Origin of the sequence: Peptostreptococcus canis (assembly GCF_014229965.1) — a bacterium.
Taxonomy (GTDB): Bacteria; Bacillota; Clostridia; order Peptostreptococcales; family Peptostreptococcaceae; genus Peptostreptococcus; species Peptostreptococcus canis.
Genome location: NZ_JABGBW010000003.1, coordinates 155,239 through 177,014, shown reverse-complemented (window position 1 = coordinate 177,014; position 21,776 = coordinate 155,239). Strand labels below are relative to the sequence as shown.

The following is a 21,776-nucleotide window of genomic DNA, read 5'->3' as shown; positions in this document are numbered from 1 at the left end:
CTAAAATAGCCGTAGCAATAGGAGGAAATAATGTTTGATATAAAAATAAAACTTAAAACAAAATCGAATTGTTTAGTAGGTAACCAAACAGAGAGTTTTTCGATTGGCGGAGTAGACCAATCTACAGTTATAAACGGAGATGGGAAACCGATGATTTATGGTTCTTCATTTAAGGGAGCTTTTAGAAATATCGTTAGAGAAAATGATAAGGAAATGCCAAAAACTAAAGAATACATTAAAGAGATTTTACAAGACTTATCAAATAAATACAGCCAAATTAATCAAATTGATAAAACAGAAAAAATTGAAAAACTTATAAAAAAAATAGAAAACTATACAAAAAATCCAAAGGCTGAATATATTTTTGGAATTGAGGGCTTAAATGGAATGCCTAGAATATTTTGTACTGATTTTACTTTAAGTAAGGATAATAGAAATAAAGATTATTTTCTAATAGAGACAAAGACATCTTTAGAAAACAAAGACGGTGAAATTTTAAGCAGGCCTAGAACTTATAAAGTTATTAAGCCAGAAGTGATTTTTGAGGGTAATGTTCGTTTCCAAAATGATTATTATAGTCCTAAAAAAGTTGACTTAAAAAATGTAGAATCAGAGCTAAAGAATATGCTGTCAAAATTTAATGGTGGATTCTATGGAATTGGTAACTCAAAATCAAGAGGCTATGGTCTTATTGAAATAAGTATTTTGGATTAAGGAGATTATTATGCTAATATACGAATTTAAGCTAAAAAGTAAAGGCAAGATGACAACTATTCCAGATTCACAACGATTATTTGGTTTTTTGATGAATAATACAAAAAAATATTTTGAAAACGAAGAAATAAGTGAATATACTAGAGCTGTTTTATTAAAAAAACAAAAATGCATGGTATCTAATCTAATGCCAGATGGATATTATCCATTTCCCAAAGAATACATAATTCATAAATTTAGTGTAGCAAAAGAGATATACAAGAAAATCAAAAATTTTGATTTTATAAAAAAAGAAGATTTAGTAAATTTAATAAGAAAGAATAAAAAACTAAGTATAGACGATTTAAATAAAATTAATTTTTTAAAAACTAATCTAGAATTTATTCAAAAATTTAGATTAGAAAGCCAAGTAAGAAATTTACCAGGGCTTCCAAATGTAGCGTATTCGCTACCTATAATATCTTTATTTAATGGCGAAAATGAGCAAAAAAATTTTAGTTTTTTCGTAAAGATAGAAGAAAATAGTTTATTACAAAATTCTATAGAAGAAATGATAAATGATATAAAAAATGGGGAAGTTATTAGTTATTTAGGAGCAAAATCAAGTTCAGGTCTTAATATATTTAAGGTGTATGAGATTAAAAAGATGGCAAAAAAAATATCGTCGGAAAATTCACGAGCATACTTAAACCTTGGAATGTTATTGCCAGAATTCAGCAAAATAAATAGTGAAAATTCATTTTTTGACCTGCATACGTCGGATAGAAAACCATATGATATAGAAAATAATGTTGAAAAAGCAATTTGCTTTATAAGTTCAGGTAGTATAATTTCTAAAGAGGATAATGCAATAGATGAATTCGAATTATCAAAGAGTATACATAATAAATACAATTTATTGTATAAAGATGCAATTATTTTTGGTAATTCTTATCTTGAGGAGATGGAGGTGTAAAATGGAAATTAAATTTAGGACAGTATCGCCAGTAATCTTATCAGGAAGAAGTTCTTTTGCCCTGTATAAAGGAATAGATTATGAAAAAGTAGATAGTCAAGAAATAAACATAGTGTATCCTTTTTTTAGTTATGAAAATAGGAATAATAAGTCTGATAAAATTTTTGAAAAAGCAAAATCATATTATATTCCAGCTTCTTCGTTAAAGGGGAGTATATTAGTAAATAAAAACGATAATAAAAATAAATCCAAAGAAGAAAACTTATTTAGACAAAATACTATTTTTAGAGATGTTTTAATAAAAAAGGAACATATAATCTTAAACAAATTATGGAAATTTCAATATCTTTATCAAGAATTAAAAGAAAATAATAAAGAAAACAAAAAACCTAAGTATGAAGAATTTTTTCCAGCTGTAGGAGTTGAAATGCTAAATACAGGTGTCGATTTAGTAGGAAATATTTTAATAAAAGATATAGAAAAAAATTTAAAGGAAAAATTTGAAAAAAGACTCAATGAAACATGTTGTCTTACAGATAATAAGCTAATAAAATATCTTAGTGAAATAGATGATAGGATTCAAAAAATTAAAGATCTGAAAATAGTAGAAGAAGATCGAAAAAACACTATAAAAGAGTTAGAAGATATAAAAAATGCAATAAGTAAATTAAGAAAATCAGGTAAAAAATATATTTTCCTCGGAGGATACAAGGGATTAATTGGTAGCCTAATAAAAATAGAAGGTAAAAATATTAGGAATGGGTTTTATATTGATAAAGAAACGATGCTTCCATATGGACTTGTTGAAGTTATAAAATATTAATACTCCGTAGCGACTATAAAAAACACCCTAAAATATGGTATAATATTAGCAAATATTCATAGAAAAAATTATAATTTGGCGCAAGACTATGTTATATAAGGAGGTACAGATATGAGCACTGAAATTTTACTTAATGGTGTAGAAAATACCCTATATATCCCGTTGGTTGCAAGAATATATGTATCTGAGAAATTTCCGGAATTTTTCTATGATGAAAAAGCATTATCGCTAAAACAACATATACCAACAGACAACATAAAAGATAATACTACTGAATATTTTCATATGGCTAGCGTTTGCAGACAGCAGACAATAGATAAAAAGATAATAAAATTCCTTGAAGAAAATAATCAAAGTAATGTAGTGTTCTTGGGTGCAGGTTTAGAAACGGCTTATAATCGTATTAATAATACTGAATCCAATTTCTATCAAGTAGATTTGCCCGATGTCATAGATATTAGAAAAAGAGTTCTGGGAAATGCAGATAATGAAAAGCTAATATCAGGAGATATGTTTGCTTTTGACTGGATAAAAGAAATAGATACTTCATTGCCGACTATGATTGTTGTTTCAGGAGTGTATCAATATTTTGATGAAAGTAAAGTTATAGAGATGATCAAAAAAATGAAGTCGTTAATTTCCAAGGGAGAATTGATATTTGATGCGACAAATTCTACCGGATTAAAATTAGCTAATAAATATGTTAGAAAAACCGGTAATACTGACGCTAAGATGTATTTTAGTGTAGATGATCCAAAGACATTGGCAAATATAACTAACACGAAACTTATGGATGTTGACGGATTTTTTGATGGGGCATTAAAACATTGCGACGGATTAAAATTAAAAACTCGAATATACATGTATTTTGCAGATAAACTGCATAGAACACTGGTTATTCACTTAAAATTCAATTAAGTTTTAATTATGTATAATCGGCAAACCTTTATACACTAAATAAAAAGCATAATATATCAGTTCAATGAACACTAAATAAAAAATAAATGAAAAATGGAGGACTTTATGGCAATATATGAAAAAATAATAGAGGTAAACAACTATGTCACAAAATCGAATTTGCCGGATAGTGATTATGTCATAAATCCTTATATTGGTTGCATTCATGGTTGTAAGTATTGTTATGCTTGTTTTATGAAAAGATTTACAAATCATAAAGAAGAATGGGGAACTTTTATAGATATTAAAAAGTCATCTAGTCCAATACCAACAAAGAAATTGAAGAATAAGAAAATATTTATGTCGTCTGTTACAGATTGCTATAACCCGTTGGAAGAAAAACATCTCATTACTCGCAAAATTTTAAATGAATTGATAAATATTGACTGTTATTTGACTATTTCTACAAAATCTTCTTTGATTTTGAGGGATATAGATTTAATAAAGCAAATGAAAAATGTTAAGGTGGCTTTGTCAATTAATACATTAGATGAAAAATTTAGAGCAGATATGGATCAGGCGAGCAATATCAAGGAAAGATTAGATGCGCTTAAAATATTACATGATAATGGAATATATACTGTATTGTTTATGTCTCCGATTTTTCCAAAAATAACGGATTTTAAAGAAATAGTTCGGTGTAGCAATTCATTTGTGAATGAATATTGGTTTGAAAATCTTAATCTGAGAGGTTCATATAAACATGATATAATGAATTATATAAAGCAAGAATATAGTCAATACTATGCTTTATATGAAGAAATATACATAAAGAAAAATAATAGTTTTTGGGAGAACTTGTCGAATGAAATAGAAGATTACTGTATGAGATTGAACCTTAACTATATAAATTATTTTTATCATGAAAAACTGGTAAAGAAAAATAAGCAAAAATAAATTAATACATCTAAAAGCTATGATATTTGCTAGAGAGCGTGACAAGAATTATAGATTTTTGACACAGATGAAAATTTAATTTATTATGTAGTAAAAAATATCTCTTTATTTTTAATATAAAAAGTTTTTCAAATTATGATATAAGGTATGAAAAATCTGTGAAGATAATTGCATATCTTATAAGATATACCGTATTATAAAGATACCAAAAATTTACCCAAATTAGGAGAACAACAATGCAGATACATACAATTCAACCGATATACAATAGGGATTCAAAAATACTTATTTTAGGTACATTTCCATCCATAAAATCAAGGGAAGAAAGTTTCTTTTATGCACATCCGCAAAATAGGTTCTGGAAAGTTCTTGCCTTAGTGTTTGAACAGTCATTGCCGAATTCTATAGAAGAAAAAACGGAATTTCTTTTGAAAAATAAAATCGCATTATGGGATGTTATTTCATCATGTGACATAGTGGGTTCTTCTGATAGTAGTATAAAAAATGTAAAAGTAAATGATATAGGAAAAATATTAAAAATAGCAGATATACAAAAAATATTTGTGAACGGGAATAAGGCATATCAACTTTATAGAAAATATATAGAGCCCGAGTTTAATATTTCAGCTGTTTGTTTGCCATCAACCAGTCCGGCAAATGCCAGATATAATTTGGAAAAATTGTTAGAAGACTGGCAAAAAATAAAAATCGGTAAATTATAGGTAGGGATATTATTTACAAAAAAAGAAAAGTAGGAATGTATGAAAGTAAATATTTTAGAATTAATGATATATTTACGAGGAAGGAATTTTAAGAATTATATATAAAAATTATAAAATTTAGTTCTAACATAGTTGAACTAAATTTTGAAAATATAAAATAAATTTCATATTTTTTGATTCTATTCTTTACTATAATTATATAACTATGTTATAATCTATAGGTAATAGGCAGTGTTCTTGTGGGAAATTTTGTTTGTTGCAATCTAAAATTTCATATCCATAAAGAACGCTATTTTTTTGTGAATTAGGAAGATAAATTAATATTACATTAAGAAAGGACAGATTTTATGTTAACAGCGATTACTGGTATAAACTGGGGAGATGAAGGAAAAGGGAGAATGGTTGATTTGCTTTCTGAAGATTACGACATAGTTGTAAGGTATCAAGGCGGAAATAATGCAGGTCATACTGTTGTAAATGAAAGAGGTAAGTTTATACTTAATCTTTTACCTTCAGGAATATTACGTTCTAATGTAGTAAATATAATAGGAAATGGTGTAGTAATTGATATAAAACACCTTGTAAACGAAATGAATAAATTGATAGAGGCAGGAATTGAAATAACTCCCGATAATTTGAAAATTAGTGATAGAGCGGTTATAGTTATGCCTTATCATGTTGAACAGGACTGTCTGGAAGAGGAAAGACTTGCAGATGCAAAATTTGGTTCTACTAAAAGAGGTATTGCACCGGTTTATGGTGATAAATATCTGAAAAAGGGAATTAGAATGGGAGAGCTTCTTGATAATGAAGAAGATCTTAAGAATAGATTAAAAGGAATCATTGAATGGAAGAATTTGATGATTGAAAAAGGATATGGTAAAGAGCCGATTAGCTTTGATGCCATGTGGTCATATTTAAAAGAGTACGGCGATATTTCAAAGAAATTTGTTTGTGATACCGGTGTATACTTAAATAATGCACATAAAGATGGTAAGAAGATAATGTTTGAAGCCCAGCTTGGAGCACTTAGAGATATAGATTTTGGTATTTATCCGTTTACATCTTCATCTTCAACGATAGCACCTTATGCACCGATAGGAGCAGGTGTACCCAATTTGAAATTGACAAATTCAATCGGTATAATGAAGGCTTATTCGACTTGTGTTGGTGAAGGACCATTTACTGCAGAAATGTTTGGTGAAGAAGCTGAAGAATTACGTAAAGCCGGCAACGAATACGGTGCGGCTACCGGTAGACCTAGAAGAGTAGGAGGATTTGATATACTTGCATCCAGATATGGGGTAAGGGCTCAGGGTGCTGATGAAATAGCCCTTACTAAGTTGGACGTACTATCATATATGGAAAAAATTCCCGTATGTGTAGGTTATACTTTTAACGGTGAAAGACTTGAAGAATTTCCAATAGGGGAAAAATTATTTAAAGCTAAACCTGTATATGAATATAGAAAAGGTTGGATGAAAGATATTTCAAACTGTAGAAAGATAGAAGATCTTCCTCAAGAAGCAATAGATTATATCAAGTATATTGAGGATGTTGTAGATTGCAAGATTAAATATGTATCTGTCGGACCAGAGAGAGAACAGTATATTGTAATGCCATAATAGGAGGTTTTTGATGAAAAATACTTATGAATCACCACTTACTTCGAGATATGCAAGTGATAAGATGCAGGAGCTTTTTTCTCCGGATAAGAAATTCAAAACATGGAGAAAACTATGGATTGCATTAGCTGAAACTGAAATGGAGTTGGGATTGGATATTTCTCAGGAACAAATAGACGAATTAAAAAAATTTCAAAATGATATAAATTATGATGTGGCAAAGGCTAGAGAGAAAGAAGTCAGACATGATGTCATGAGTCATGTTTATGCTTATGGTGTTCAGTGTCCTAAGGCTGCGGGTATTATCCATTTAGGTGCAACTTCGTGTTTTGTGGGAGATAATACCGATTTGATAATAATTTATGAGGCTATGGAATTAGTTAAGAAGAGATTAGTTAAAGTAATTTCTACTCTTACAGAATTTGCCAATGAGTATAAGTCACTTCCAACTCTTGGTTTTACGCATTATCAGCCGGCTCAACCGACTACTGTAGGTAAGAGGGCTACATTGTGGATTCAAGATTTTCTATTAGATCTTGAATCTTTAGAGGATTTTCTCCAAAGAAAGAGATTAAGGGGAGCCAAAGGAACAACGGGCACTCAGGCCTCATTCTTAGAATTATTTGATGGAGATTATGAAAAGGTGAAATTATTAGATAAGACAGTTGCAGAGAAAATGGGTTATGAAGATGTATTTGCAGTGACCGGACAGACATATTCGAGAAAAATTGACAGTCAGGTTGTTAATATACTTGCAGGAATAGCTCAATCGGCAACAAAATTTTCTAATGATATAAGATTACTTCAACATTTAAAAGAAATTGAAGAGCCATTTGAAAAAAATCAAATAGGATCTTCTGCAATGGCATATAAAAGAAATCCGATGAGAAGTGAGAGAATAGCTTCTTTATCGAGATATGTAATATCCGATATGCTAAATCCGGCAATGACTGTTTGTGGTCAGTGGTTTGAAAGAACTCTGGATGATTCTGCCAACAAGAGAATATCTGTTCCGGAAGCATTTTTGGCGATAGATGCCGTATTGAATCTTTGTGCCAATGTAAGCGATGGATTGGTTGTTTATCCTAAAGTTATTGAGCAGAGATTGATGAAAGAACTTCCGTTTATGGCTACTGAAAATATAATGATGGATGCCGTAAAGAGAGGCGGAAATAGACAGGAATTACATGAAAAGATAAGGGTTCATTCACTTGAAGCAGCTAGAGTAGTTAAGGCTGAAGGTGGAGAAAATGACTTAGTAGATAGGATTGCTAATGATTCATCGTTTGGAATTACAAAAGAGGAAATTCTTGAGGTTTTAAAACCGGAGTTATATGTTGGTTGTGCACCAATGCAGGTTGAAGAATTTATTGATAATATTGTCAAACCTATGATAAAAGATGAAGATTCAGTTGAAATTTCAGAGATAACAGTATAATTTTAAAAATTATTGATATAAAAAATTAGCAAAGTGCTTGTATAAATGGCATGGTATCACTATAATTTATTATAATGAAACCATGTCATTTATTTTGTTTTTTATAAGAGAAAATTATTTGAAAGGAGAGTATTATGAGGGATTTTAAAGTCGCAATATGTCAAATGAAAATTTGTGGGGATAAGACGGTTAATATTAATAGGGCGGTTGAAATGATTGAGGAAGCCTCAAAAAATGGGGCTGAATTAGTGGTGCTTCCTGAAATTTTTAATAGTCCGTATGATACGAAGTGCTTTGAAATTTATGCGGAAGAATTTCCTGGAGAAACTTCAGTTGAAATGATGAAAGTAGCAAAAAAGTGTGGTGTCCACTTAATAGCGGGTTCAATTCCGGAGCGTGAAAATGATAGTATATATAACACATCGTATTTTTATAATAATCGTGGCGAAATGATAGCCAGGCATAGAAAAGTGCATCTTTTTGATATAGATATCGAAGGTGGACAATATTTTAAGGAAAGTGATGTTTTGACTCCGGGAGATGATTTTACAATAGCGGATACGGAGTTGGGAAGTATAGGTATTGGAATATGTTATGATATAAGATTTCCCGAATATTTTAGGGGCCTGTCTGATATGGGAGCAGAAGTGATTGTATTACCCGCTGCCTTTAATATGACAACGGGTCCGGCTCATTGGGAAATGTCGGTTAGAATGAGAGCTGTTGATAACCAGGTCTATATGATTGCCGCGTCTCCGGCAAGAGATGAAAATTCTTCGTATATTTCCTATGCAAATTCAAGAATTGTAGATCCATGGGGAAATATTATAGCGCAGGCAGATATTGATGAATGTATAATATATGCTGAGATTTCAAAAAAGAAAATAAATGACGTTAGAGAGCAATTGCCACTTATAAAACATAGAAGAAGAGATTTGTATAGTCTTGAGATTTATTAGAGAGAGTAGTAAAAATTACTTTGTTAATGTTGAAATTTAGCATTACATTATTTTTACTTATTATGTTGATTTAGAATTATTAATTATGTATAATTGAATAAACAATATAAGTAATAAATAAGTAAGAAATTTTTAAAATCGGGTAAAGTATTAAGAAAAATAGATATTTTACTTAAAGGGGTGGTAATATGTTATCAAATTCGGATATAAAAAAATTAAGCAAGGAAAAAATAAAAGGTCAGTGGTTTAAAATAGGTCTTTTATACCTTTTAATTTCTGTGCTGATAGGAGTACCTATTGTTTTATTTTATGATACAGTAAATACCGGTGCTATGTCTGCATATAACGCCATCATGTACATATTTTATATTATGCTGACTATTGCCATTTATAATGTCTCATTTAAATTAGCAAAGGATGAAAATTATGGAATTAGGGACTTTTTTGTAAAGCCTAGAGTATATGGTAGAACAATATTGTTTCTTATATTGTATGCTTTTATAAGTTTAATTATAATGATTATTGTCTTTATGATTTTCTTTTCTGCTTTTCTTGCAAGCAGATTAGGAGATTTAGGAGGAGTTACAAATTTAATGAGTGAAGCGAATTTGAGTCCTCTTACTGTTACTTTCCTGATATTGACACTCTTAGTTACTATGGTGGTGGGTATTTATATAGAGTTAATGTATTTAAATACTCAGTTTATTATATTGCTGAATCGCGATGATTTGGGAACTATAAGAAGTATGAGATTATCTAGAAAATTAGTAAAAGGAAATAAATGGAAGCTGTTTAAATTGTCATTTTCATTTATTGGCTGGTTTATTTTATCCATGTTTACTTTAGGAATATTATATATTTGGCTTATTCCTTATATGGTTACATCTTATTGTATATTTTTGTTTGAGCTATTTAAAGAGAAAAAAGAAGTTCTTGAAGAATTTGGCATATTACAAGATGATACGATTTCAGAAATTATTAATAATGAAAGAGAAATTATTATTGAATCTGATTATGAATTATATGAAGATACTTTTATGGATTCTGATTTAGAAAATGAAGTCAATGAAGAAAAATCTTTGGATGAGTTGGATGACAATAAAGAGAACGATGAAAATATGTCCAATGAAATTGAATCTGATGAAATTGAATCTGATGAAATTAAACCTGATAATATTGAGTCCCATAAGGATAATTTAAAGAAGGAAGATTCAATAGAAGTGAAATATGATGCTTCAATAGAAGACGATAAGAAAGAAAGTAATGAAAAAACTGATTAATTAATAGTACCTCTAAGGTTTTCTTTGTTTTGAAGTTACCTTAGAGGTTTTTTATAAGTTTAATTGCTTTGTATTTGTTTTTAGTGATAAAGATTTTCCGTAAAGAAATATAGGCTAAATAATTGGATTTACAAGGAATTAATAATGTGGAATTTTAGGATAAATATAGATTGTGATGTTATAATTTTAGATAATATAGTGAAGTTTATTGGAGGTAATGTATGTCTGATGAAAAAATAATAAAATTTAAAGATTTACAAGATAAAGTTAGGCCGTCGGATATTGATAAATTTGAGAGATATATGATGGATAAATTCGAAAAAGTTGCCAAAGGTGATATTAGCATGTTCGAATTTACTACTGAGATTTCGAAGTATATCGAGGAAAATGACATAGATATTGAAAAATTTAAAGAAATTGAAAAGGAAATATTAAAGAGATATGGTTACGATGTAGAGGGTTTGGAAGAAGAAATGTCCAAACTTGAGCAAAGTAATTCAGATGAAATTTTTTCTAATTTTGAAGGGTTTGAAGGACTAGATGTAAAAACTGCAGCCAGAAGATTAAGTTTTTACGATTATTATTCTGACGTTTTGACGGATAGAAAAGTTTTAGAACTTAATTTAAAGAATGACAAAAATGAAGTCAGATTTATTTTTGATGATGGCAAAATTACGCTTATAAGTGAGAAAAAAATAGATTTAAGTGATGAGGAAATAAATAAGATAATAGCTTATTATAAGTTGAGTACAAAGGGAACATTGACAGTAATTTTATGCGAGGCAACAAATAAATATGAGTACCATTAAAGATAAACTTCCGCAAAAATTTAAGGAAGAAATGAAAGAATTACTCGGTGATGAGTATAGTGATTTTTTGGAATCGTATAATAATCCCAGAACCAACTCAATTAGAATTAATAATTTAAAGATTGGTAGGGAAAAGTTCATTTCTCTAAAACTATTTGATATAGATTTTGATAAAGATGCTGTAGACTGGTCAGATATCGGATATTATATAGACAGTGATTTAAGTCCGGGAAAAAATGCGTTGCATGATGCAGGTGCTTTTTATATTCAAGAGCCTTCAGCAATGAGTGTTGTAGGTTGCACGGATATAAAAAAGAATGAACATATTTTGGATTTATGTGCTGCTCCGGGTGGTAAATCCACTTATATATTGTCAAAATTAGAAAATACAGGTTTATTGGTATCTAATGAAATTGATTCAACGAGGATTAAGGCTTTAGGTGAGAATTTGGAAAGATTTGGAGCCATTAATTCAATAATAACTAATACTGATTCAAAGCGCTTATTAACTTTTTTTAAAGGTTATTTTGATAAGGTATTTATAGATGCACCTTGCTCCGGGCAAGGTATGTTCAGAAAAGATGAATATGCCATTAATGATTGGTCAGAAAGTAAGGTTGAGGAATGTGTTTCAATTCAGAAAAAAATAATAGAAGATGGTTTCGCCATGTTAAAAGATGGGGGGATGTTGATATACTCCACATGTACATTTACGAAAAGAGAGAATGAGGACATTATAGAAGAGTTTTTGGCTAATCATTCAAGTGCAAAATTTGTCAATTCTCATAGGATATGGCCTCACAAAGACAGGGGAGAGGGGCATTATTGTGCCAGGATTATTAAAATAAACAATCCACTTGATTTAGAGTGTGATTCGGATGATTACTCTATAAATGAAATAAATAATAAGATTAAGGAACCTAAGAATAGGATTTTATCAAAAAAGAATAAAAAAAGTAGGAATAATTCTGATTTAGTTCTATATAATGAGTTTATTGAGGGTATTATAAAAAGAAATAGTAGTTTTTTGAAAAAAGTAGAGGGTCATAATATCATAAAGAAAGGAAATATGATTTATTCAGTTCCGGATATTGGAATTGATTTATCAGGTCTTAAAATGCTTAGAAGTGGTATTTGTCTTGGTGAAATAAAGAAAAATAGATTTGAACCATCTCATTCATTGGCAAGTGCACTGCATACAGAAGATGTGAACTTCTATATCGATTTTGAAAATGAGAGTAAGGAGATAAAAAAGTATATTTTAGGTGAGTCTATAGAAACGGGAAAATCAAGAGGTTGGATTCTCGTTACAGTTGATGGAGTATCCATTGGATGGGGAAAAGAGTCTAATGGAGTTTTGAAAAATAAGTACCCAAAAGGTCTTAGAAGAGCGATAAAATAAGGATTCAAATTTAATTTTGGGAAAGGAGAATGAGTTGAGTCAGGAAGGAAAGAAGGGACTTTTGCACGAAGTAGTTGAAATTATAAAATTATTTTTTATGGCAATTATTCTGGCGGTGATCATAGTTCAGTTTATCAGACCTACAAGAGTCGATGGACTTTCTATGTATCCTACATTAGATAATAATGATTATTTAATAATTAATAGAATTAGTAGATATACAGGTGTAAAGCGTGGTAATATTGTAGTGTTTGATAGTACATTGCCAATAGATGCAAATACTGGTGATGAAAAAAGTATAACTAAAAAAATGTTGGATTTTGTTTTACAAGATGATAGTAATACAAAAGATTTAGTTAAAAGAGTCATAGCAGTAGGAGGCGATCATATTAAGATAAAAAATGGAGTTGTTTCTGTAAATGATACTGTATTGAAAGAAAGTTATATTTCATCAGATAATTATACAGACGGTGATATAGATAAAGTCGTTCCGGAAGGATACCTATTTTGTATGGGCGATAACAGAATGAGAAGCTTGGACAGCAGATATTCGGAAGTTGGATTTGTTCCGGAAAGCAGAATAGTCGGCAGTGTATTTGTCAGGTTGTTACCTGTAAGCAATATAGGTATTGTAAAATAATAACATTATAAGAGATGGAAGTTCAAGGTTTTTGCCTTGAATTTCTTGCTTGATGAAATAATTTGTGAAAGTGAGTTGGAGGTGACTTATGTCTAAATTAAAATTCATTGTTGATGGAATTGAACTCAGTTTTAATAGAGAAAAAGTGAGTTTGAAAGAAATTGCAGACAGGGTGAAAAATAAATATCCCGGTCATATTTGTATGGGTATAATTAACGGAAAATTATATGACTTGAATAGAAAATTGTATAGGGATGCTGAAATAACTTTTTTAGATACTACAACTGAAGATGGAAAGAGACTTTATTTTAGGGGCTTGTCGTTATTATTGGTATTAGCTAGTAAAATGCTTTTTAATAATTGTGAAGTTTTTATAAAACATTCCCTATCAGATGGGTTATATTGTGAACTTGATATAAAAAGAGAATTGAGTCAAGACGATATAGTTGCTATAAAGAAAGCCATGAAAGAAATAGTGGACTCAAATTATCCTATATCTTGTAATTATGTACCAAACGATCTTGCAATAGAGATTTTTGAAAAAATAGGAAGAAAAGAGAAGTCAGAACTTCTTAAATATAGAAAAGAAGATTTAACCAGAATATATGAGTGTAATGGGTATTTGGATTATTTTTACGGATATATGTTTCCTTCTACAGGATATATTAAGGATTTTGATGTTCAAAAAATGGCAGATGGTTTAATCGTTATGGGACCAAAAGAAGGATTGAAAGGAACTATAACTGAATTTAAAGAGCTTCCAAAGTTATCTGATGTATATAGAGAATCAGAAAGATGGTCGGAAACACTTGGTATATTTAATGTGGTCGATTTGAATAAAATTATAGAAAATAATCAGTATGGTGAGATGATTAGAACGGTGGAGGCACTTCATGAAAAGAAAATAGCGGAAATTGCTGATACAATTGTGAAAAATAAAAGTAGAGTTATTCTTATAGCTGCGCCATCATCATCTGGTAAGACCAGTTTTGCCCATAGATTATCAACTCAATTGAGAGTAAATGGTTTGGAACCTATTCCGATTTCTATTGATGATTATTTTGTTGAAAGGGAAAATACACCTTTAGATGAGTTTGGAAATATGGATTTTGAATCGATATATTCAATTTGTATCGACGATTTTAATAGGGATGTTAACTCTTTATTGTCCGGAGATGAAATAGAGAAAATTAAGTTTGATTTTATAACCGGAACCAGGATTTATACCGGTGAAACAATTAAACTGGATAATAATCAACCAATAATTTTAGAAGGAATTCATGCCCTAAATCCTATTTTGACTGAGGATATAGATGATAGCACCAAATTCAGAATATATTTAAGTGCAATAACTCAAGTAAATTTGGATAATCATAATAGAATACCTACAACTGACTTAAGGCTAATTAGAAGAATGGTAAGAGACTACCATTTTAGAGGATTTGATGCTGATAAGACATTGGAATTATGGCCTTCAGTCAGAAGGGGCGAGAAGAAAAATATTTTTCCTTTTCAAGAGCAAGCCGATGTTATGTTTAATTCAGTAAGCGTGTATGAGTTATCCGTTTTAAAAAACGAAGCAATGAAAATTTTAAAGGAGATAGAAGAAGGAAGTAAGAACTATCTGGAGGCTACGAGAATAAAAAAAATACTACAATATTTTGAAAAAATTGAGGATTTTGATGATATAGGACCTACATCTATAATCAGAGAATTTATTGGAGGAAGCAGGATAGTGTAATTAATTAGAATGGTCTAGTCATTAATTATAGCATGGAAATAATTAAAATATAAATATCCATATTGCTAAACATGGTTTTTTATACTATTTATTTTGTAGTATTATATACTTAATATATTAATTTAGTAGTTGATAAGGAAGGTGAATTATGCCCAGAAAGAAAACTAAAAAAGAAACTATTGAAATTCTTGATAAATTAATGGAAATTCATCCAAATGCCCATTGTGAACTAGTACATGAAACACCTTTTGAACTATTGGTAGCTACTATATTATCTGCTCAATGTACGGATGTGAGGGTAAATATGGTCACAGAAGAGATGTTTAAGAAACACAATACTCCTCAGGATTTTAAAAATTTACCTATTAAAGAAATAGAGAATGAGATTAAAACTTGTGGACTTTATAAGAGCAAGGCTAAGAAAATAAAGGATACATCTACTATAATTGTAGATAAATTCAATGGAAAAGTGCCTGATAATTTGGATGATCTTGTTACATTGCCGGGGGTTGGCAGAAAAACGGCAGGAGTTGTACTGAGCAATGCTTTTAATATTCCGGCTATAGCTGTTGATACACATGTATTTAGGGTGAGTAACAGAATAGGTATTGTAAAGGAGTCCACTCCGGAAAAGACGGAGTTTGCTCTTATGAAAGCCATACCAAAAGACAGGTGGATACATAGTCATCATCTTATAATTTTTCATGGTAGAAGAGTGTGTAAAGCAAGGAATCCGGAATGTGATAATTGCAATATCGTTGAGTATTGTAATTATTATAAAACAGATATTGAAAAGACATTAGAATAAATATTAGAGGAATTATATTTTCATATATGTTTGTTAATGACATTTAATAGAGGAGGAGTATTTAGAAATTATGGCTATTAATATAGTTTTAGTGGAACCGGAAATACCACATAATACGGGGAATATCATTAGAACTTGTGCAAATACAGGTGCAATTTTGCATTTAGTAAGACCACTTGGTTTTTCGCTTGATGATAAGCATTTGAAAAGATGCGGACTGGATTATTGGGATATAGCCGATATACAATATTATGATAGTTTTCAGGAATTACAAAATAAATATCCTGATGCAAAATACTTTTTTGCGACAACAAAAGGTAGTAAAATTCATTCAGATGTTGAGTTTGAAGATGGTTGTTTTCTGGTTTTTGGAAAAGAAACAAAAGGTCTTCCAAAAGACTTGGTAGATAAAAATATAGATAACTGTATCAGAATCCCAATGCTGGGAATTGAAGGAGCGAGATGTTTGAATCTTTCCAATGCAGTGGCAATCGTAGCCTATGAGGCTCTTAGGCAATTGGGATATAAAGATATGGTATAGTGGGCATAATTTATGTGAGTGGTATTAATTTGGAGGAATAAAATGGATAATATAAAAATAGTATGTGATAGTCTTTCAGATATCACTGAAGAGTATATAGATAAATATGATATAGAATTTGTTCCACTTAACGTGATAATAGGTGAAAAACAGTACAAAGATAGAGTAGATATTTCTAATGAGGATTTTTATAAAATGATTAGAGAGGATAGAGTTACTCCTAAAACATCTCAAATTACCTATGCTGACTTTTATGAGGTATTTGATAAATACACAAAAAATGGTGGAAAAGTTATTTATATAGCTGCAGCTGCATCGGCTACGGGTACAATTCAAAGTGCCATGATTGCAAGAAATGAATTAGATGATAGGGATATAAGGATAATAGATTCAAATTCACTTTGTTTTGGTATATCACTTTTAGTCATAAAAGCTTGTGAATTAAAAGAACAAGGAAAAAATATTGATGAAATTGTTGAAGAAGTAGAATCCATAAAGGATAATGTATATGTTACTTTTTCGTGTGATGATTTGGAATATTTAAATAGAGGTGGAAGGATTTCCAGTACCAAGGCGATGATAGGTACGATGCTTAGTATAAAACCTATTTGTGTTATAAATAATGGTTTGGTGGATAATGTTGCAAATGCAAGAGGTAAAAAAAATGTAGCTACAAAAATTGTTGAAATAGCAAAAGATAATGGAGTTGTAGACTTAAGTGAACAAACAGTATATATAGGGTACACCGATGATTTGAAGGAGCGTGCCAGACTGGAAGAAAAGATAGTGGAAGAATTAAATCCAAAAGAGGTAAAATATTTCCAAATTGGAAGTGGAATAGGAACACATGGTGGTCCTGGAACTACCGGATTTATAGCATATAAAAATTTTAGATAGCAGTTATTGGCAATATAAAAAAATCCGTGATTATCGAAAGATAAAAGCGGATTTTTTAGTATTGCGATTATATATTTTTTAAAATTTCAATTAGGAAATCCCACATTTTGGCAATGGAGCTTATTTCTACATATTCTTCCGGAGTATGTACATTAAAAGTATTTGGACCTATTGAGATTGCTTCTGCTTTATGATTTAATTTACTTAACAATATGCCACTTTCAAGTCCGCAATGCATTACCACAACACCAGGTTTTTTTCCAAATATATTTTCATAAATCTTCACAGACAGTTCTTCAAATTGTGAATTGGTATTATGTTCCCAGGCAGGATATTCAGAGTCACTGTTAAATTCCGCATTAAAAGTATTGGCAAGTAATTTTAGCTTGGATGTTACATACTCTTTTTGAGATTGTAGAGAACTTCTAGTCAGACTTGTAAAATCTATCTTATTATACGTTTCTCTCACTAGTGCGAAGTTTGATGAAGTTTCTACTGTGCCGGGTATTTTATTTGAAAAAGATATTACACCATTTGGTATAAAAGTAAGAAGTCCAATAATTCTTTTTTTACAGTCATCAGTATAGACTTTAAAATCAGCAGGTGCAGATCTTCTAAGTTCAACTTTTAGACCGGGATCAACGGCATAAATTTCTTTTTGTATTTTTGCTGTGGTTTTTTGTATTTCTCTTACAATGTTTTCCAAATGTTCAGGATTTACAGATAAAACGGCTTCTGAATTTCTAGGGATAACATTTCTTTTTGAACCGCCACTTATATTAAATAGATCAAATTCATGCGTGATAGAATTAAGTATTCTTCCCATAATTACATTTGAATTTCCTCTTTGCTTATCTATATCCATACCTGAATGACCACCAAATAATCCTTTTACATTTATTTCGAGTGCAATATTTGTAGGTACGGCAGGTTTATATTCTTTTTTTAAAGATATGGTTGTATCTATTGAACCGGCAGATCCAACCAGTATAAAATCTTCTTCCTCGGAGTCGAGGTTTATTACATAATTTGCCTTTAGACCTGATAAATCCATCTTTCCTACACCTACCAGACCAATTTCTTCATTTGTAGTAAATACACATTCTAAGTTTGGATGTATTATGTCATTGCTTTCAAGTATCGCCATTATATATGCGACGCCAATTCCATCATCGGCACCTAGAGTGGTATTATTAGCCCTCATCTTATTTTCTTCTATTATTATTTCGATAGGATCCCTAGTGAAGTCATGGTGTGAACCATCAACAGCTTCTGTTACCATATCGACATGAGCCTGCAACATAACGGTAGGACCATCAATATTGCCGTTAGTAGCAGCTTTTTTTACTATTAAGTTGTAGTATTCGTCCTGAATTGTTTCAAGACCAAGAGATTTAGCGAAACTCATTATATAATCGCTAATTTCTTTTTCATTACCGGAGCCTCTTGGAATACTTGATATATTTTCAAAATTTTTAAAGACTCTTTCCGGATAAATTCCCTCTGTAATATATTTCATAACACACCCCCTAAAGAGATAATATTTTTCAAATGTAATCTGTATATTAATTATAACATGATAGTTGCTTTAAGTATAAATAAATTTATTTAAATTTCAAGATATGATATAATTAATTTTAGAATATTGTAGGTAAAAGGATTGTGAATATGGATAAGAGATATTATAAGGTTTTGGAGTTAGACAAAATTATAGAGCTATTAAAAGAAAAAGCATCATCAAAATTGGGCATTGAAAAAATAGAGAATTTAGTGCCTTTATCAAATTATGAAGAAGTAAGGAATGCACTTCAAGAAACTACAGAAGCTCAGTCTATTTTAATAAAAAGAGGTCATGTGCCACTACAGGGGATTTATGATATTGTAGATAAAGTTAAGAGGGCTGAAATAGGAGCTACTTTAGATACAAAAAGTCTTATAGAGATAGCGGATACTATGAGGGCAACCAGGGTATTATTTAATATTTTAAGTGGAGATATAAAAGTTGAAACATTTGGAAACTCTGCAAATTCAGTTGAAGAAGAACGGGTTGAAAAATATCCAATAGTTAATTCTCTTGCGGGCTCTCTTTACATACACAGAAGTATTGAGGAAGAAATACATAATTCCATAGTAAGCGAAATAGAGATATCCGATAATGCTTCTTCTGAACTTAGAAATATTAGAAGAAGAATTACCCAAAAGAATCAGTCTATAAGATCCAGATTAAATACGATTATATCTTCTACAACATATCAAAAATATCTACAAGATGCTATTATTTCGATGAGAGGTGATAGATTTGTAGTGCCGGTGAAGGCCGAATACAGGTCTATGGTTTCAGGTATAATTCATGATCAATCCTCATCAGGGGCTACTTTATTTATAGAGCCTATGTCAATTGTAGAGATGAATAATGATTTAAGACAATTGAAGCTGGCTGAAGTTGAAGAGATTGAAAGGATTCTTTCAGAGTTATCTTCCATGGTTGGAGAAGTGAGTAGAGAATTGATAAATAATCAGGAAATCCTTTCAAAATTGGATTTTATTTTTGCTAAAGGTAAATTATCTATTTCAATGAGAGGGATAGAACCGGATTTAAATAAAGATAAGAAATTTAAAATAGTAAGGGGTAGGCATCCTCTTTTGGATAAAAAAACAGTTGTGCCAAATACGGTTGAACTAGGATACGATTTTTCTACTCTTTTGATTACGGGACCGAATACCGGTGGTAAAACGGTAACTATAAAGATGGTGGGAATATTTGCACTTATGAACCAGTGCGGACTTCACATTCCGGCTGATTTTGGAAGCAGTATGTGCATTTTTGACAACATTTTTGCGGATATAGGGGATGATCAGAGTATTGAACAAAATCTATCTACATTTTCATCCCATATGACCAGAATAGTAGATATAGTTGAAAATGTGACTGAGGATTCATTGGTAATATTTGATGAATTGGGTGCCGGTACCGATCCTGAGGAGGGGGCATCTCTTGCAATAGCAATATTAGAAGATATTAGACTGGCAGGTGCTTCCTGTATTGCAACTACCCATTATAGTGAGTTAAAGAAATATGCATTGGCAAGAAACGATGTAGAGAATGCTGCAGTTGAGTTTGATATGGATAGTCTTTCGCCTACATATAGACTTTTGATAGGTGTTCCGGGAAAATCAAATGCTTTTGAAATATCAAAAAAACTGGGATTGCGAGAGGATATAATCGAACGTGCCAGAGAGTATCTTACTACGGAGGATATCGAATTAGAAGAGGTTCTTCAAGGTGTTGAAAAGAATAGATTGAAGATAGAGGAAGAGCTTAAAAAGGCGGAAGAACTAAGAAAAGAAGCTGAAAATATAAAGTCATATTATTCAAAGAAAATGGAGAAATTTGAAAAATCCAGAGAAAAGGCGATGGAAAATGCCAGAAGTGAAGCTTTTTCAATAATCAGACAAGCGAAAGAATCGACTGATAAACTGATAAAAGAATTGAAAGAAATAGAAAATCAAAGGGCGTCCAGAGAGAAAGATAAGAGAATAGATGAAATAAGAAAAGAGATTACCAAATCTATGGGGAATTTACAACCAAGTGTTGAAAGTATGGTAGTACCAAAATTTTCGGATTCCGAAATCAAAAATTTAAAAGCCGGAGAAGATGTAAATATAATTACACTTAGACAGGAGGGAACTGTAGTATCATGTGATGATAAAAAGAAAGAAGCCGTGGTACAGGTTGGTGTAATGAAGATGACTCTTCCATATAAATCTTTGAAGCGAATTGAAAAAAAAGAAAAAAATACTGTGACGAAAACAACCAGAAAGATTTTTAAGGCTAAATCCGGAAATATAAAAAGAGAGGTTGATTTAAGAGGAATGACACTTGAAGAGGCCATAATGGAAGTGGAAAAGTATTTGGACGATGCCTGTATGGCAGGGCATGATGAAGTGACTATAATTCACGGTATAGGAACAGGGGTTTTAAAAAAGGGAATAACTGACTGGTTAAAGAAAAATCCTCATGTGAAATCAATGAGGCAGGGACAATATGGTGAAGGCGGAGCAGGAGTCACAGTTGTTCAAATAAAATAGGTGGTTAAATATGAAGGAAAGAATACTTGTGTCTGCATGTTTACTGGGAAAGAATTGTAAATATAATGGAAAAAATAATTTAAATGAAAATTTAATGAAATCAATTAGTGAAAAAGAAATTATAGAGGTCTGCCCGGAAGTAATGGGAGGTCTATCTATTCCAAGAGTTCCGTCAGAGATAGAATATGGGAAATCAGGTATAGATGTAATTGAAGGAAATGCCAGAGTAGTGACAAAAGACGGAAATGATGTTACAAAAGAGTTTAAAAAGGGTGCATACAAAACACTGGAAATAGTGATAAAAAATAAAATAAAACTGGCTATCCTCAAAGAATCGAGTCCGTCTTGTGGTTCAACTTTTATCTATAATGGATGCTTTAATTCAACCAAAAAAAGGGCAATGGGTGTTACCACAGCTCTTTTAACAAGTAATAATATAAAAGTTGTAAATGAAAATTTTGATAATATTGAATAGGAGT

20 protein-coding genes are annotated in these 21,776 nt (G+C 30.7%); 19 read left to right on the top strand and 1 reads right to left on the bottom strand.

The window, feature by feature from the left end:
- Positions 1-30: 30 nt before the first annotated feature.
- From HLB29_RS06180 to HLB29_RS06100, 17 genes are all read left to right on the top strand, one after another.
- The gene (locus tag HLB29_RS06180; RefSeq protein WP_185624286.1) at positions 31-714 is read left to right on the top strand and encodes an RAMP superfamily CRISPR-associated protein; all 684 of its coding nucleotides are present in this window, start codon (positions 31-33) and stop codon (positions 712-714) included.
- Positions 715-724: 10 nt separating this feature from the next.
- Positions 725-1,669, top strand: coding sequence for a CRISPR-associated protein Csm4 (locus HLB29_RS06175; protein WP_185624285.1), 945 nt, complete (start codon positions 725-727; stop codon positions 1,667-1,669).
- 1 nt (position 1,670) lies between these two features.
- A complete protein-coding gene (locus HLB29_RS06170) occupies positions 1,671-2,492 on the top strand; it encodes an RAMP superfamily CRISPR-associated protein (protein WP_185624284.1) in 822 nt (273 codons plus the stop codon).
- 111 nt (positions 2,493-2,603) lie between these two features.
- Positions 2,604-3,410, top strand: a complete 807-nt coding sequence (locus HLB29_RS06165) for a class I SAM-dependent methyltransferase (RefSeq protein WP_185624283.1) — start codon at positions 2,604-2,606, stop codon at positions 3,408-3,410.
- Between the two features lie 105 nt (positions 3,411-3,515).
- Positions 3,516-4,346: a radical SAM protein gene (locus HLB29_RS06160; RefSeq protein WP_185624282.1), complete on the top strand. Its 831-nt coding sequence runs from the start codon at positions 3,516-3,518 to the stop codon at positions 4,344-4,346.
- Positions 4,347-4,582: 236 nt separating this feature from the next.
- Entirely contained in the window at positions 4,583-5,068 is a 486-nt protein-coding gene (locus tag HLB29_RS06155) for a DNA-deoxyinosine glycosylase (RefSeq protein ID WP_185624281.1), read from the top strand.
- Between the two features lie 347 nt (positions 5,069-5,415).
- Positions 5,416-6,693 (top strand): adenylosuccinate synthase, encoded by a 1,278-nt coding sequence (locus HLB29_RS06150; RefSeq protein WP_185624280.1) that lies wholly within the window; start codon positions 5,416-5,418, stop codon positions 6,691-6,693.
- A gap of 13 nt (positions 6,694-6,706) precedes the next feature.
- A complete protein-coding gene (gene purB, locus HLB29_RS06145) occupies positions 6,707-8,131 on the top strand; it encodes an adenylosuccinate lyase (RefSeq protein ID WP_185624279.1) in 1,425 nt (474 codons plus the stop codon).
- Between the two features lie 134 nt (positions 8,132-8,265).
- A complete protein-coding gene (locus HLB29_RS06140) occupies positions 8,266-9,090 on the top strand; it encodes a carbon-nitrogen hydrolase family protein (protein WP_185624278.1) in 825 nt (274 codons plus the stop codon).
- 188 nt (positions 9,091-9,278) lie between these two features.
- Positions 9,279-10,370, top strand: coding sequence for a DUF975 family protein (locus HLB29_RS06135; RefSeq protein WP_185624277.1), 1,092 nt, complete (start codon positions 9,279-9,281; stop codon positions 10,368-10,370).
- 221 nt (positions 10,371-10,591) lie between these two features.
- Positions 10,592-11,179 carry a DUF3867 family protein gene (locus HLB29_RS06130; RefSeq protein ID WP_185624276.1) on the top strand — a complete coding sequence of 196 codons (588 nt, stop codon included), beginning with the start codon at positions 10,592-10,594 and terminating at the stop codon, positions 11,177-11,179.
- Positions 11,166-12,581 (top strand): RsmB/NOP family class I SAM-dependent RNA methyltransferase, encoded by a 1,416-nt coding sequence (locus HLB29_RS06125; protein ID WP_185624275.1) that lies wholly within the window; start codon positions 11,166-11,168, stop codon positions 12,579-12,581. Before HLB29_RS06130 ends, HLB29_RS06125 begins: the two co-directional genes overlap by 14 nt.
- A 34-nt stretch (positions 12,582-12,615) precedes the next feature.
- Complete coding sequence (lepB, locus tag HLB29_RS06120; RefSeq protein ID WP_243155099.1) at positions 12,616-13,221, top strand: signal peptidase I; 606 nt, start codon at positions 12,616-12,618, stop codon at positions 13,219-13,221.
- A gap of 88 nt (positions 13,222-13,309) precedes the next feature.
- Positions 13,310-14,962 (top strand): nucleoside kinase, encoded by a 1,653-nt coding sequence (locus HLB29_RS06115; protein ID WP_185624274.1) that lies wholly within the window; start codon positions 13,310-13,312, stop codon positions 14,960-14,962.
- A 148-nt stretch (positions 14,963-15,110) separates the two neighbouring features.
- Positions 15,111-15,770, top strand: coding sequence for an endonuclease III (gene nth / locus HLB29_RS06110; protein WP_185624273.1), 660 nt, complete (start codon positions 15,111-15,113; stop codon positions 15,768-15,770).
- 70 nt (positions 15,771-15,840) lie between these two features.
- Positions 15,841-16,311, top strand: coding sequence for a tRNA (uridine(34)/cytosine(34)/5-carboxymethylaminomethyluridine(34)-2'-O)-methyltransferase TrmL (gene trmL / locus HLB29_RS06105; protein ID WP_185624272.1), 471 nt, complete (start codon positions 15,841-15,843; stop codon positions 16,309-16,311).
- 42 nt (positions 16,312-16,353) lie between these two features.
- On the top strand, positions 16,354-17,208 hold the full coding sequence (locus HLB29_RS06100; protein WP_185624271.1) for a DegV family protein: 855 nt from the start codon (positions 16,354-16,356) through the stop codon (positions 17,206-17,208).
- Between the two features lie 67 nt (positions 17,209-17,275).
- On the opposite strand, the gene HLB29_RS06095 is transcribed toward HLB29_RS06100, so the two are convergent.
- Positions 17,276-18,727, bottom strand: a complete 1,452-nt coding sequence (locus tag HLB29_RS06095; protein WP_185624270.1) for an aminoacyl-histidine dipeptidase — start codon at positions 18,725-18,727, stop codon at positions 17,276-17,278.
- 149 nt (positions 18,728-18,876) lie between these two features.
- Here HLB29_RS06095 and HLB29_RS06090 point away from each other — a divergent pair, with 149 nt between their 5' ends.
- Together HLB29_RS06090 and HLB29_RS06085 are read left to right on the top strand one after the other, a co-directional pair.
- Positions 18,877-21,297: an endonuclease MutS2 gene (locus tag HLB29_RS06090; protein ID WP_185624269.1), complete on the top strand. Its 2,421-nt coding sequence runs from the start codon at positions 18,877-18,879 to the stop codon at positions 21,295-21,297.
- Between the two features lie 10 nt (positions 21,298-21,307).
- A complete protein-coding gene (locus HLB29_RS06085) occupies positions 21,308-21,772 on the top strand; it encodes a 2-thiouracil desulfurase family protein (RefSeq protein ID WP_185624268.1) in 465 nt (154 codons plus the stop codon).
- Positions 21,773-21,776: the final 4 nt, after the last annotated feature.

Excerpts from the sequence above, each read along its gene's own strand:
- HLB29_RS06150 (WP_185624280.1), top strand. The coding sequence starts at position 5,416 with ATGTTAACAGCGATTACTGGTATAAACTGGGGAGATGAAGGAAAAGGG.
- nth (WP_185624273.1), top strand. The coding sequence starts at position 15,111 with ATGCCCAGAAAGAAAACTAAAAAAGAAACTATTGAAATTCTTGATAAA.
- HLB29_RS06090 (WP_185624269.1), top strand. The coding sequence starts at position 18,877 with ATGGATAAGAGATATTATAAGGTTTTGGAGTTAGACAAAATTATAGAG.
- HLB29_RS06130 (WP_185624276.1), top strand. The coding sequence starts at position 10,592 with ATGTCTGATGAAAAAATAATAAAATTTAAAGATTTACAAGATAAAGTT.
- HLB29_RS06100 (WP_185624271.1), top strand. The coding sequence starts at position 16,354 with ATGGATAATATAAAAATAGTATGTGATAGTCTTTCAGATATCACTGAA.
- HLB29_RS06125 (WP_185624275.1), top strand. The coding sequence starts at position 11,166 with ATGAGTACCATTAAAGATAAACTTCCGCAAAAATTTAAGGAAGAAATG.
- HLB29_RS06140 (WP_185624278.1), top strand. The coding sequence starts at position 8,266 with ATGAGGGATTTTAAAGTCGCAATATGTCAAATGAAAATTTGTGGGGAT.
- HLB29_RS06135 (WP_185624277.1), top strand. The coding sequence starts at position 9,279 with ATGTTATCAAATTCGGATATAAAAAAATTAAGCAAGGAAAAAATAAAA.
- HLB29_RS06170 (WP_185624284.1), top strand. The coding sequence starts at position 1,671 with ATGGAAATTAAATTTAGGACAGTATCGCCAGTAATCTTATCAGGAAGA.
- HLB29_RS06180 (WP_185624286.1), top strand. The coding sequence starts at position 31 with ATGTTTGATATAAAAATAAAACTTAAAACAAAATCGAATTGTTTAGTA.
- HLB29_RS06155 (WP_185624281.1), top strand. The coding sequence starts at position 4,583 with ATGCAGATACATACAATTCAACCGATATACAATAGGGATTCAAAAATA.
- HLB29_RS06160 (WP_185624282.1), top strand. The coding sequence starts at position 3,516 with ATGGCAATATATGAAAAAATAATAGAGGTAAACAACTATGTCACAAAA.
- HLB29_RS06115 (WP_185624274.1), top strand. The coding sequence starts at position 13,310 with ATGTCTAAATTAAAATTCATTGTTGATGGAATTGAACTCAGTTTTAAT.
- HLB29_RS06165 (WP_185624283.1), top strand. The coding sequence starts at position 2,604 with ATGAGCACTGAAATTTTACTTAATGGTGTAGAAAATACCCTATATATC.
- HLB29_RS06085 (WP_185624268.1), top strand. The coding sequence starts at position 21,308 with ATGAAGGAAAGAATACTTGTGTCTGCATGTTTACTGGGAAAGAATTGT.
- HLB29_RS06175 (WP_185624285.1), top strand. The coding sequence starts at position 725 with ATGCTAATATACGAATTTAAGCTAAAAAGTAAAGGCAAGATGACAACT.
- purB (WP_185624279.1), top strand. The coding sequence starts at position 6,707 with ATGAAAAATACTTATGAATCACCACTTACTTCGAGATATGCAAGTGAT.
- HLB29_RS06095 (WP_185624270.1), bottom strand. The coding sequence starts at position 18,727 with ATGAAATATATTACAGAGGGAATTTATCCGGAAAGAGTCTTTAAAAAT.
- trmL (WP_185624272.1), top strand. The coding sequence starts at position 15,841 with ATGGCTATTAATATAGTTTTAGTGGAACCGGAAATACCACATAATACG.